A 13,031-nucleotide genomic window follows, 5' to 3' on the forward strand; every position below is an offset into this window, starting at 1 on the left:
TTTTTTGATTTTAATAAACCGGAAGGTTTAGTGGAAGCAAAGAATCATTAGGATATAAATAAAGAAAATGAAGAATAAATGGTTGGGTTTCGAGGAGCAAGGAGTTCAAGGAAGCAAGTGAGCGACAACCGGAGTGTACAGCGTACATGAGGATTGGAGGGAGTGAAGCTGACGCAGAAATCCGAAGTTCATCGGAAGCCAACCACCGAACGCGGAAGTTAAGCTTCGGCGCCGATGGTAGTTGGGACTTTGTCCCTGTGAGAGTAGGACGTCGCTAAGCAAACGAAAGATCAGCTATAATGGCTGGTCTTTTTTGATTTTAATAAACCGGAAGGTTTAGTGGAAGCAAAGAATCATTAGGATATAAATAAAGAAAATGAAGAATAAATGGTTGGGTTTCGAGGAGCAAGGAGTTCAAGGAAGCAAGTGAGCGACAACCGGAGTGTACAGCGTACATGAGGATTGGAGGGAGTGAAGCTGACGCAGAAATCCGAAGTTCATCGGAAGCCAACCACCGAACGCGGAAGTTAAGCTTCGGCGCCGATGGTAGTTGGGACTTTGTCCCTGTGAGAGTAGGACGTCGCTAAGCAAACGAAAGATCAGCTATAATGGCTGGTCTTTTTTTATTGTGTTTTAATAATTAAATTAATGGGAAATATGAGTTTCAGAACCCTGTAACAATCATCTGCAAATGAATCGTACCCGTTTAGTGGGTGAGATGAGGAAAAGAGTAACGCAAATGCTTGAATCGTACCCGTTTAGTGGGTGAGATGAGGAAAAGAGTAACGCAAATGCTTGAATCGTACCCGTTTACTGTTGAGATGAGAAAAAGAGTAATGTAGTAACAATAGCTATCACCCTTCAAAAAAAAATAAAAATCCATAATTCTTTGAAACATACATCTATACTGCCACGTATATGAAATTAGAAAGAAAAGTCAGGAGGATACCTTATGTTAGGTGGGTTCATTGTTTGTGCCATTGTCGGGCTTTTGTGTATCTTTATGGGCTTGTTAATTTGGAAAAAGAAGCAGCTCTCTTTAATTGCTGGCTATAATGAAGAAACATTCAAGGGAGACAAAAATAGGCTTGCAAAGGCTGTCGGCCAATTTACGATTTTAGTCGGCATCCTTACTATTTTATTGCCATTTGGTCTTGAATTTATCAATGAACTCCTAGGTGCCGTTTTTGGCATAGTAGTTGTGCTTGGAGTAATTGGATTACTCATTTATATCAACAAACTAAATAAATAATCTTTTTCCAAAAGAAAACAATGCAGTCCCTCACAGAATAGTGTGAGGGATATTTATTTGTCTCCATCTAACACTTCAATTTTCTTTCTTGAGTCATCGGGGATTTGTTTGTGAAGGTGGATGAGTAGGAGTCCTCTTTTATAGCTTGCTTTAATTCGGTCTTCTTTTACTGTATAAGGAAGAGGAATCTCTCGTTCGAAACTACCTTGGATAATCCCCTCTTGGATAACCTCGAAGCCTCTAAATTGTAAGTTAGTTTTTCCTTTTACCTCGAGTGTTTGGTGATTTACAAAAATAGTAACATCCTCAACTTTCGCTAAGCCAGGAAGACTTAGTACGACTAAGAGTTCATTTTCACCCTGATAGAGATTTAACTGTGATTGAGCATTATCAAAGAATGGGGTAAATCCATTCCAAAATTCATCCTTAAAAAAATGATCCCATTGCTTTCTCCAATTGTTCATTTGGTTAAATTGGTCCATTTTCATGTTGATTAAATTCCTCCTTGCTATCTTCCTAAAATACAAATGGTTAGGTATCACTTATAAATATATGGAACAAAACATGGGTATGTGTCTCTATAGAAAGAGAGAAAACCAAAAAAGTGTGTTTTGACCTGTATTATTTCGGGAATATGTTTAGTAAAATGAATACTTTGGAAGGCTAAGTATAGAAAAAGAATTGTAAGGGGGAGTTAACTTGTTAGAAAATGCATATGTAATGGTGCTTATTATTCTTGTTATCAATATTGTGTATGTGTCATTTTTTACGATAAGAATGATTTTAACAATGAAGGGCCAAAGATATACTGCTGCCCTTATTAGTACAGTAGAAGTTGTCATTTATGTTGTAGGGCTCGGTTTAGTATTAGATAACTTAAATCAAATACAAAATTTAGTTGCGTACGCCGTAGGGTATGGAATTGGTGTCATCGTTGGAATGAAAATTGAAGAAAAGCTTGCGCTCGGGTATATTACGGTTAACGTAATCACGAAGGAATATGAATTGGATATGCCAAAACAATTGCGTGATGAGGGTTATGGTGTTACAACGTGGCCATCAGCTGGAAGAGAAGGCGAGAGACTTTCCATGCAAATCTTAACACCTCGTAAATATGAGGTAAAACTCTATAAAAAAATTCAAGAACTAGATCCAAAGGCATTTATTATTGCTTATGAGCCGAAGTCAATTCATGGTGGATTCTGGGTAAAAGCTGTTAAGAGAGGGAAACTTGAATCATGAAAAAACCAGCAAAGCAAAGATTTGAAGTACAGGAAAACGAGACGATTGATCAGTGTTTAGAACGGATGAGCGCAGAGGGTTATTCACCAGTGAGAAGAATGGAGGAACCTTTGTTTAAAGAGGTTGAACGAAATGGGGAAATTAAAGTTGAACCGTGTGGTAGAAAGATTATTTTTGAAGGAAAGTTACAGTAAAACACGAACATTAAATTTTGTAATATGATAAATGTTCGATAATAATTGACAATCGAATACAAGAGTTGGTAAGATTAAGTTAGATAATACCTCATATAATCTTGGGAATATGGCCCATAAGTTTCTACCCGATAACCGTAAATTATCGGACTATGAGGGTAAAGTATAATTTTACCGATTCCTGACATTATGTCGTGAATGCCCAGGTAGGATTGCTTTTCCCTTTTCGGAAAAACAGTCTTATTCTGGGTATTTTTAGTTTATGAAAATAATACAAAAATCAATTGTATAAGATTCTTACAAGTAACAGGAGGACCATATGAATCCAGTAGTTGGTGTAATAATGGGAAGTACTTCAGATTGGGAAACAATGAAGGAAGCTTGCAATGTGTTAGATGAGGTAGGTATTCCTTATGAAAAAAAGGTGGTATCTGCTCATAGAACACCAGACCTCATGTTTGAGTACGCAGAAACAGCTAAGGAACGCGGAATCAAGGTAATCATTGCAGGTGCGGGTGGTGCTGCGCATTTACCAGGAATGGTAGCTGCAAAGACAACGTTACCGGTAATTGGTATTCCGGTGCAATCAAAGGCATTAAATGGACTAGATTCACTGTTATCAATCGTTCAGATGCCTGGTGGTGTTCCTGTAGCAACGGTTGCAATAGGCAAAGCTGGTTCGATTAATGCAGGGTTACTAGCAGCATCTATACTAGGAACTTCCAATCCAGAGTGGGATCAGCAACTGGTTAATAGGAGAGAACGTCTCAAAACTCAAGTAATGGAAAGTAGTGATGAGCTTGAATAATCAAATATTGCCAGGACAGACAATTGGGATTATTGGTGGTGGACAGCTCGGACGAATGATGGCTATTTCTGCAAAAGAGATGGGGTTTGATGTTGCTGTTCTGGACCCTACCCCGAATTCACCATGTGGACAGGTGGCTGATATTGAGATTACTGCGGATTATGATGATCTTGAAGGTATTAAACAATTAGCAAATGTGAGTGATGTAATCACGTATGAATTTGAAAACATAGATTATGACGCACTTACGTGGCTTGAGGATAATGCGAATTTACCACAGGGTAGTCATTTATTAAAAATAACACAAGATCGCGGTACTGAAAAAAATGCAATTCGTAGCATCGGGTTACAGGTTGCACCGTTTATGCTTGTAGAGAATGAGGCACAGTTGGTTGAGGCAGTTCAAATAATCGGACTTCCATCTGTTTTAAAAACCTGTAGAGGCGGCTATGATGGCAAAGGTCAATATGTCCTAAAAAGCAAGGATGATATAAAGAAGGCTTCAAAACTTCTCGTATCAGGAATGTGTATTTTAGAGGCATGGGTTCCTTTTCAGAAGGAAATTTCCGTAATCGTTACAAGAAATCCAGCAGGTGAGGTTAAAACCTTTCCAGTTGCGGAAAATATTCATGTGGAGAATATCCTGCATAAGTCGATTGTTCCAGCAAGGATTACAGATGCTACGGCTGCACAAGCAAAGGAGATGGCAATGAAACTTGCTACTGAATTTTCCTTAGTAGGTACATTAGCTGTTGAAATGTTTGTGACAGAAGATGGAGCCATTTTTATAAATGAATTGGCGCCACGGCCACATAACTCTGGGCATTATACGATAGACGCTTGTGAAACATCACAGTTTGAGCAGCATATTCGGTCTGTATGTAATTGGCCACTAGGAGATACAACGCTTTTACGACCAGTTGTTATGACGAATATCTTGGGTGAACATGTCCAGCCATTGCTTGGAAATGTATCTCTTTTATCGAACGTCAAGGTACATCTGTACGGAAAAAAAGAGGCAAAAACAAAGAGAAAAATGGGGCATGTGACAGTGCTAGGAAACACAGTCGAAGATGCATTACAAACAACAGATTCAATACAAATTTGGAATCAACCACAGTATTCATAGATAAAAAATTGATCGGAGGATTAATACATGATTGAACGTTATACAAGAGAAGAAATGGGGTCCATTTGGACGGAGGAGAACCGTTTTCGTGCATGGCTAGAGGTTGAAATTTTGGCTTGTGAGGCATGGGCGGAATTGGGAGATATTCCTAAAGAGGATGTGGCTCTTATTCGTAAACATGCGTCCTTCGATGTAAATCGTATAAAAGAAATTGAAGAAGAAACACGACACGATGTCGTTGCCTTTACACGCGCCGTTTCCGAAACCTTAGGTGAGGAAAGAAAATGGGTGCATTATGGATTAACATCTACAGATGTTGTTGATACAGCATTATCTTATCAACTAAAACAAGCAAATGAAATTTTACTGAAGGATATTGAGCGCTTTATCGATATTCTAGCTGAAAAGGCCAAGGAACATAAACATACCGTGATGATGGGACGTACACACGGGGTCCATGCTGAACCAACTACATTTGGTTTAAAGCTAGCATTATGGCACGAAGAAATGAAACGAAATGTAGAACGTTTTAAACTAGCAGCAGATGGAGTACAATTTGGGAAAATTTCTGGTGCTGTTGGTACTTATGCGAATATTGATCCATTTGTTGAACAATATGTATGTGAAAAGCTTGGTATCACACCAGCACCTATTTCAACACAAACCTTGCAGCGTGATCGTCATGCAGCCTATATGTCAGCCATAGCACTTGTCGCAACTTCCATTGAAAAATTTGCCGTGGAAATTCGTGGACTACAAAAAAGTGAAACGAGAGAAGTCGAGGAATTCTTTGCGAAGGGTCAAAAGGGCTCATCGGCTATGCCTCATAAGCGAAATCCAATTGGATCAGAGAATATGACGGGGATGGCTAGAGTCATTCGTGGCTATATGATGACAGCTTACGAAAATGTTCCGCTTTGGCATGAACGCGATATTTCACACTCATCTGCAGAGAGAATTATTTTGCCGGATGCAACAATCGCTCTAAATTATATGCTAAATCGTTTTGGCAACATTGTGAAAAACTTAACGGTCTTCCCTGAGAACATGAAGCGTAATATGGATCGTACTCTTGGATTGATTTATTCGCAACGAGTACTACTAGCTCTAATTGATTCAGGTTTACCTAGAGAGGAAGCATATGATACTGTTCAGCCAAAAGCAATGGAGGCTTGGGAAAAACAAGTTCCGTTCCGTGGGTTAATTGAAGGCGAAGAGAAAATTACTAGCCGTCTAACACCGGCACAAATTGATGACTGTTTTGATTATAACTACCACATTAAACATGTGGATATGATATTCGAACGCTTGGGGTTATAAGGAAATGAGGCGGGCTGAGAAATCAGCCTCCTAGAAAATTTGAGGGGGACCTTACATGAACTTTGAAAAGCTAGGTTTGATGTATGAAGGAAAGGCCAAAAAAATCTATCGTACAGCTGAAGACAGTATTGTTTTGGTGGAGTATAAGGATGATGCAACAGCATTTAATGGAGAAAAAAAGGCACAGATTATGGGCAAGGGTCGCCTAAATAACGAGATAACTAGCTTACTATTTTCAAAGTTACATGTTGCTGGTATCAAAACACACTTCATTGGAAAGCTTTCTGAAACTGAACAACTTGTTAAGCACGTATCAATCATCCCGCTTGAAGTTGTGGTACGAAATGTAATTGCTGGTAGCCTCTCAAAACGAGTAGGAATAGAAGAAGGAATCAAATTACAAAAGCCAATTGTAGAATTCTATTATAAAAATGATGAACTTGGTGATCCGTTGGTAAATGAGGATCACATCGATTTCTTAGAACTTGCTACAAAAGAACAAGTGCAGGAGCTTAAGGAAAAAGCGTTGAAAATCAATAAAGTTCTACTTGCATACTTCTTAGACCTTCAAATTAAATTAGTAGATTTTAAGCTAGAGTTTGGAGTAACAAAAGACGGAGAGATTTTATTAGCAGATGAGATCTCGCCAGACACTTGCCGTTTATGGGATGTTGAAACAAATGAAAAATTCGATAAGGACGTATTCCGTAGAGATCTTGGAAATCTAACGCAAGCCTACACCGAAATTTTACACCGACTAGGAGGACAAATAGCATGATGTACAAAGTTAAGGTTTATGTAACATTACGTGAAAGTGTATTAGACCCTCAGGGGAGCGCTGTAAAGGGTTCATTGCATCAATTGAATTACCATGAAGTGAAGGATGTCCGTATTGGCAAGTATATGGAATTAACAATTGACAAGTCAGTTACAGACCTTGATCAAACCGTAAAAGAAATTTGCGAAAAACTTTTAGCGAATACAGTAATTGAAGACTACCGTTATGAAGTTGAGGAGGTTGTCGCGCTGTGAAGTTTGCCGTAATCGTATTTCCTGGCTCGAATTGTGATGTAGATATGTATCATGCCATTAAAGACGCGCTTGGCGAGGAAGCTCGGTACGTATGGCATAATGCAACAAATCTTGAGGAGTTCGATGGTATTTTGCTTCCTGGCGGGTTCTCCTATGGAGATTACCTACGCTCTGGTGCACTTGCGCGTTTTTCAAACGTAATGGATGAGGTTGTTAAAGCTGCTGATGCTGGTAAGCCAGTACTTGGTGTATGCAATGGATTCCAGATTTTATTAGAGGCAGGGCTATTGCCAGGTGCGATGCGTCGAAATGAAAAGCTAAAGTTTATGTGTCGTCCAGTTGAATTGCGGGTTGAAAACAACAACTCTATGTTTACGTCTGAATATCAAGCTGGCGAGGTTATTACAATCCCAATTGCGCATGGTGAAGGAAACTATTATTGTGATGAGCAAACACTTGCTAGTCTACAAGAAAACAACCAGATTGCATTTACGTATAGTGGTACGAATCCTAATGGCAGCATTGCTGATATTGCAGGGATTACGAATGAGCGGGGAAATGTTCTTGGGATGATGCCTCATCCGGAGAGAGCTGTAGAGAACTTATTAGGTAGTGCAGATGGAATCAAGCTATTTCAATCAATTGTGAAAAATTGGAGGTTAGCAGCACATGTCGTTACTTCTTGAACCAAGTCCGAAGCAAATTAAGGAAGAAAAAGTATATAGTGAAATGGGTTTAAGTGATTCAGAGTTTGAATTAGTCGAAAAGATATTAGGTCGACTTCCAAACTATACAGAGACAGGGTTGTTCTCTGTTATGTGGTCGGAGCATTGTAGCTATAAAAACTCAAAGCCAGTTTTACGAAAGTTTCCTACTACAGGTGAACGTGTTCTTCAAGGTCCTGGTGAGGGTGCAGGAATTGTAGATATCGGGGATAATCAAGCAGTTGTATTTAAAATTGAAAGCCATAATCATCCCTCTGCAATTGAGCCTTATCAAGGCGCTGCGACTGGTGTTGGTGGAATCATACGTGACGTGTTTTCAATGGGAGCACGACCAATTGCTCTATTAAACTCTCTTCGTTTTGGAGAGCTCAAATCACCTCGAGTCAAATACTTGTTTGAAGAAGTAGTGGCAGGAATTGCGGGATATGGAAACTGTATCGGAATTCCTACAGTTGGAGGAGAAATTCAGTTTGATTCTTCGTATGAAGGAAACCCACTTGTTAACGCAATGTGTGTAGGGCTTATCAACCATGAAGATATTCAAAAGGGCCAGGCAAAAGGTGTCGGCAATACGGTTATGTACATTGGTGCAAAAACGGGGCGTGATGGAATCCATGGTGCGACTTTCGCATCTGAAGAACTATCTGAGAATTCAGATGAAAAGCGTCCAGCAGTACAGGTTGGAGATCCTTTTATGGAAAAGTTATTACTTGAAGCGTGCCTTGAGTTAGTAAAATGTGATGCTCTTGTTGGAATCCAGGATATGGGAGCTGCGGGTCTGACAAGTTCTTCAGCTGAAATGGCTAGTAAGGCTGGATCTGGAATTGAGATGAACCTTGACCTTGTCCCACAACGTGAAACAGGGATGACAGGATACGAAATGATGTTATCTGAATCACAAGAGCGTATGCTAATTGTTGTTGAAAAAGGAAGAGAACAAGAAATTCAAGATATCGTAAAGAAATACGATCTTGAGGCTGTGGCAATCGGAACGGTAACGGACGATAAACAGCTTCGCTTAGTTCACAAGGGAGAGGTTATTGCTGACGTACCTGTTGATGCATTAGCAGAGGAAGCGCCAGTTTATCACAAGCCTTCAAGTGAGCCAGCTACGTATCGAGAGTTCCAGGCTATGGAGGTTAAAGCTCCAAAGGTTGATAATATGGGTCAAACACTTTTAGACTTACTTGCGCAGCCTACGATTGCGAGCAAGGAATGGGTATATGATCAATACGATTACATGGTTCGAACAAATACGGTAGTTGCTCCTGGTTCTGATGCTGCGGTTGTGAGAATTCGTGATACAAATAAAGCACTTGCAATGACAACTGACTGTAACTCTAGGTATCTATATTTAGATCCTGAGGTTGGTGGAAAAATTGCAGTGAGTGAAGCGGCAAGAAACATTGTCTGCTCAGGCGGAGTACCACTTGCTATTACAGATAATTTAAACTTCGGAAATCCCGAGAAACCAGAAATCTTTTGGCAGATAGAAAAAGCAGCTGATGGAATCAGTGAAGCATGTCTTGTATTAGATACACCTGTCATTGGTGGAAATGTGTCGCTATACAATGAAACAAATGGTGAGGCAATCTATCCAACTCCAGTTATTGGGATGGTCGGATTAATTGAGGATGTTGCTCATATAACAACACAGAATTTTAAAGAAGCGGGAGACCTAATCTATGTAATCGGTGAAGCCAAGGAGGAATTTGGTGGTAGCGAATTACAAAAGCTTATCCATGGTGAAATTTTTGGGCGTGCGCCTGAGCTAGATTTAGAGGTTGAGAGAAGACGACAACAACAAGTGCTAACTGCTATTCGTGCAGGCCTTGTTTCTTCAGCGCATGATGTAGCCGAAGGTGGCCTTTCCGTGGCATTGGCCGAAAGTACTTTCGGTGCAAATGGGGTAGGTGCAAAAGTTCAGATTCAGGGTGACGTTGTTGCTGAACTATTCAGTGAAACACAGTCCCGTTTTGTTGTATCTATAAAGAAGGAACACAAAGAAAAGTTCGAACAACTAGTAAGAGCTAACTTAATCGGAGAAGTAACAGGTGATGGAACATTTATCATCGAGGATCAAGATGGAAAAGAAATTATCAATCTTCCAGTCGAAAATCTTAGAGATACATGGAAAGGAGCTATCCCATGCTTGCTGAACTCAAAGGCTTAAACGAAGAATGCGGAGTTTTTGGAATCTGGGGACATCCAGATGCAGCACAAATCACATATTATGGGTTACACAGCTTACAGCACCGTGGTCAAGAGGGTGCAGGAATTGTAGTCAGTAATGGTGAAAAGCTTCGCATTGTAAAAGGAGAAGGCCTTGTAAATGAAGTGTTTGGCAATGGCCAGCTTAACCAATTACAAGGAAAGGCAGCTATCGGGCATGTTCGTTATGCAACTGCAGGGGGTGGGGGCATTCAAAATGTTCAGCCCCTCCTTTTTCACTCACAGGTAGGTGGGCTAGCGATTGCTCATAATGGAAATCTAGTAAATGCAAATGACTTAAGACATCAGTTAGAAAACCAAGGTAGTATTTTTCAAACAACTTCAGATACAGAGGTTCTTGCACATTTGACAAGAAAAAGCGGCTATACAAAAATCAAGGATCGAGTAAAAAATGCATTGTCGATGCTAAAGGGTGCCTATGCATTTGTAATCATGACAGAAAAGAAAATGATAGTTGCACTAGACCCAAATGGACTTCGTCCGTTGTCACTTGGCAAACTTGGAGATGCTTGGGTCGTTGCTTCTGAGACATGTGCATTTGATATTGTTGGTGCAAAATTTGAAAGAGACGTTGAGCCAGGTGAATTAATCGTCATTAATGATGAAGGAATTCATTCAGAACGTTTTTCATTGAATACAAACCGTGCCATGTGCAGTATGGAATATATATATTTTTCACGTCCTGATAGCAGTATTAATGGAGTCAATATTCATACGGCTCGTAAAAATCTAGGTAAACAGCTTGCACTCGAGGCTCCAATTGAGGCGGATGTTGTGACAGGTGTACCTGATTCTAGTATTTCTGCAGCGATTGGCTATGCCGAGACTTCAGGAATTCCGTATGAGCTGGGATTGATTAAAAACCGTTATGTTGGTAGAACGTTTATTCAACCTTCACAGTCATTACGAGAACAAGGGGTAAAAATGAAGCTATCTCCTGTTCGTGGTGTTGTGGAAGGGAAACGGGTTGTCATGGTGGATGATTCGATTGTAAGAGGGACCACAAGTAGACGAATTGTACAAATGCTCCGTGACGCGGGTGCAACGGAAGTGCATGTTTGCATTAGTTCGCCACCTATTAAGAATCCTTGTTTCTACGGAATCGATACCTCAACACATGAGGAGTTAATTGCTTCCTCCCAATCTGTTGAAGAAATCCGTCAAATCATCGGTGCAGATACACTTACATTTTTAAGTCCGGAAGGATTAGTGAAAGCAATCGCAAGACCGTTCGAGGGTGAAACACGTGGGCAATGTATGGCTTGTTTTACAGGGAAATACCCAACTGAAATTTTCCCGGATACAGTATTGCCACATGAAAAGGTCTACAGCTAACTAACTTTATTAGTGATTCAATCTTCCTTACCAAGGACTTTGAACGTGAATAAGAAATTTGAGGACGTAGTTTGAAAAGGTAGTTAATCCAATACAGCACGCTAATGATACAATAAGGAGTGTTCTTGAGAATGGCAAATGCTTATAAGCAAGCTGGAGTTGACATTGAGGCAGGCTATGAGGCTGTTTCCAGAATGAAAAAACATGTCCAAAGGACAATTCGACCTGAAGTCATGGGTGGACTAGGAAGCTTTGGAGGTATGTTTGACCTATCAAAGGTAGATGTAAAAGAGCCTGTTTTGGTTTCGGGTACAGATGGAGTGGGCACGAAGCTCATGTTGGCTTTTATGATGGATAAGCATGACACAATTGGAATAGATGCTGTTGCGATGTGTGTGAATGATATTGTTGTTCAAGGTGCAGAGCCTTTATATTTTTTAGATTATATTGCATGTGGTAAAGCATTACCTGAAAAAATTGAGCAAATTGTAAAAGGGATTGCAGAAGGCTGTGAACAAGCGGGTTGTGCATTAATTGGTGGTGAAACAGCCGAAATGCCAGGAATGTACGATGAGCAAGAATACGACCTTGCTGGCTTTTCAGTTGGTGTTGCAGAAAAGTCCAAACTTGTTACGGGTGCTTCTATTAAACCTGGTGATGTTCTTATTGGACTTTCTTCTAGCGGGATTCACAGTAATGGCTACTCTCTTGTACGCAAAGTATTACTTGAGGACGGTGGGTTAGATTTACATCAAACCTATGATGGGATCGGACGGACGCTAGGCGAAGAACTTCTTCAGCCTACAAAAATTTACGTGAAATCCTTATTGAAAGTAATGGAGAAATTTGAAGTGAAAGGAATGTCACACATTACGGGTGGGGGCTTTATAGAAAACATTCCCCGTATGCTTCCCGAGGAAGTAGGAGCAGAAATTGATTATGGCTCATGGCCAATTCCACCAATCTTTGATTTGATTCAAGCAACCGGAAATCTGAATCGGGAAGAGATGTTTAATATTTTTAATATGGGAATTGGTATGGTGCTTGCAATCAATGAAGAAAACCTCCATGAAGTGATTCAGCTTCTTGAAAAACAAGGTGAAAAGGCATTTATTATTGGTCGTGCGAAGGCTGGAAATGGAGTTACCTTTGGTGGAGGAGCACTTGTATGAAAAAGGTAGCTGTATTTGCATCAGGTAGCGGCACAAACTTCCAAGCAATCGTAGATGCAACCAAAGTAGCTACATTAGAGTGCGAGTTAGTATTACTTGTATGCGATAAACCGGGTGCAAAGGTCATTCAACGTGCAGAGAATGAAGGAATTGAAACCTTTGTATTTTCACCAAAGAACTATGAAAATAAATCACGTTTTGAAGCTGATATTGTTGAGCAATTACAAAGAAAACAGGTAGACTTTATAGTGTTAGCTGGGTATATGCGATTAATTGGAGATACTTTGCTTCACTCATACCGGAACAAAATTGTGAACATACATCCTTCTCTTTTACCGGCATTTCCGGGCAAGGATGCAATAGGTCAAGCATATCGAGCGGGTGTTACAACGACTGGCATAACCATTCATTATGTAGATGAAGGAATGGATACGGGTCCAATCATTGCACAGCGAGAGCTACCGATTGAACCGACTGATACATTAGAGATGATTGAAGAAAAAGTACATCACATTGAACATGAATTTTATCCACGAACGTTACAAGCATTATTCACAGCAAAGGAAAAAACTAGTAAGGGGCGATCTTAA

At 40.1% G+C, this 13,031-nt stretch carries 14 protein-coding genes and 1 riboswitch; of the genes, 13 read left to right on the forward strand and 1 reads right to left on the reverse strand.

The window, feature by feature from the left end:
- The first annotated feature begins 952 nt into the window (after positions 1-952).
- Entirely contained in the window at positions 953-1,252 is a 300-nt protein-coding gene (locus ACWNMY_RS12745) for a DUF3784 domain-containing protein (protein WP_449538640.1), read from the forward strand.
- Between the two features lie 53 nt (positions 1,253-1,305).
- Here the strand turns inward: ACWNMY_RS12745 and ACWNMY_RS12750 are convergent, their stop codons facing one another.
- Positions 1,306-1,740, reverse strand: a complete 435-nt coding sequence (locus tag ACWNMY_RS12750) for an Hsp20/alpha crystallin family protein (RefSeq protein WP_449538641.1) — start codon at positions 1,738-1,740, stop codon at positions 1,306-1,308.
- 211 nt (positions 1,741-1,951) lie between these two features.
- Between ACWNMY_RS12750 and ACWNMY_RS12755 the strand changes: the two genes are divergently transcribed.
- The 12 genes from ACWNMY_RS12755 (at position 1,952) to purN (ending at position 13,031) form a co-directional block, all read left to right on the forward strand.
- The gene (locus ACWNMY_RS12755; protein ID WP_449538642.1) at positions 1,952-2,494 is read left to right on the forward strand and encodes a DUF2179 domain-containing protein; all 543 of its coding nucleotides are present in this window, start codon (positions 1,952-1,954) and stop codon (positions 2,492-2,494) included.
- A complete protein-coding gene (locus ACWNMY_RS12760; protein ID WP_449538643.1) occupies positions 2,491-2,688 on the forward strand; it encodes an NETI motif-containing protein in 198 nt (65 codons plus the stop codon). Before ACWNMY_RS12755 ends, ACWNMY_RS12760 begins: the two co-directional genes overlap by 4 nt.
- A gap of 71 nt (positions 2,689-2,759) precedes the next feature.
- Positions 2,760-2,861: riboswitch (purine riboswitch) on the forward strand.
- 146 nt (positions 2,862-3,007) lie between these two features.
- Entirely contained in the window at positions 3,008-3,496 is a 489-nt protein-coding gene (gene purE, locus ACWNMY_RS12765; protein ID WP_449538644.1) for a 5-(carboxyamino)imidazole ribonucleotide mutase, read from the forward strand.
- Positions 3,483-4,625, forward strand: a complete 1,143-nt coding sequence (gene purK, locus ACWNMY_RS12770) for a 5-(carboxyamino)imidazole ribonucleotide synthase (protein ID WP_449538645.1) — start codon at positions 3,483-3,485, stop codon at positions 4,623-4,625. Before purE ends, purK begins: the two co-directional genes overlap by 14 nt.
- A gap of 27 nt (positions 4,626-4,652) precedes the next feature.
- Positions 4,653-5,945 carry an adenylosuccinate lyase gene (purB, locus tag ACWNMY_RS12775; protein ID WP_449538646.1) on the forward strand — a complete coding sequence of 431 codons (1,293 nt, stop codon included), beginning with the start codon at positions 4,653-4,655 and terminating at the stop codon, positions 5,943-5,945.
- Between the two features lie 55 nt (positions 5,946-6,000).
- Positions 6,001-6,723 carry a phosphoribosylaminoimidazolesuccinocarboxamide synthase gene (purC, locus tag ACWNMY_RS12780; protein WP_449538647.1) on the forward strand — a complete coding sequence of 241 codons (723 nt, stop codon included), beginning with the start codon at positions 6,001-6,003 and terminating at the stop codon, positions 6,721-6,723.
- The gene (gene purS, locus ACWNMY_RS12785; protein WP_449539123.1) at positions 6,723-6,977 is read left to right on the forward strand and encodes a phosphoribosylformylglycinamidine synthase subunit PurS; all 255 of its coding nucleotides are present in this window, start codon (positions 6,723-6,725) and stop codon (positions 6,975-6,977) included. The genes purC and purS overlap by 1 nt, the downstream gene beginning before the upstream one ends.
- Positions 6,974-7,663, forward strand: coding sequence for a phosphoribosylformylglycinamidine synthase subunit PurQ (gene purQ / locus ACWNMY_RS12790; RefSeq protein ID WP_449538648.1), 690 nt, complete (start codon positions 6,974-6,976; stop codon positions 7,661-7,663). The genes purS and purQ overlap by 4 nt, the downstream gene beginning before the upstream one ends.
- Positions 7,647-9,875 carry a phosphoribosylformylglycinamidine synthase subunit PurL gene (gene purL / locus ACWNMY_RS12795; protein WP_449538649.1) on the forward strand — a complete coding sequence of 743 codons (2,229 nt, stop codon included), beginning with the start codon at positions 7,647-7,649 and terminating at the stop codon, positions 9,873-9,875. Before purQ ends, purL begins: the two co-directional genes overlap by 17 nt.
- Entirely contained in the window at positions 9,851-11,269 is a 1,419-nt protein-coding gene (gene purF, locus ACWNMY_RS12800; RefSeq protein WP_449538650.1) for an amidophosphoribosyltransferase, read from the forward strand. Before purL ends, purF begins: the two co-directional genes overlap by 25 nt.
- 131 nt (positions 11,270-11,400) lie before the next feature.
- Positions 11,401-12,441: a phosphoribosylformylglycinamidine cyclo-ligase gene (gene purM, locus ACWNMY_RS12805; RefSeq protein ID WP_449538651.1), complete on the forward strand. Its 1,041-nt coding sequence runs from the start codon at positions 11,401-11,403 to the stop codon at positions 12,439-12,441.
- Positions 12,438-13,031 carry a phosphoribosylglycinamide formyltransferase gene (gene purN, locus ACWNMY_RS12810; protein ID WP_449538652.1) on the forward strand — a complete coding sequence of 198 codons (594 nt, stop codon included), beginning with the start codon at positions 12,438-12,440 and terminating at the stop codon, positions 13,029-13,031. Before purM ends, purN begins: the two co-directional genes overlap by 4 nt.

This window comes from Ferdinandcohnia sp. Marseille-Q9671 (assembly GCF_976954385.1).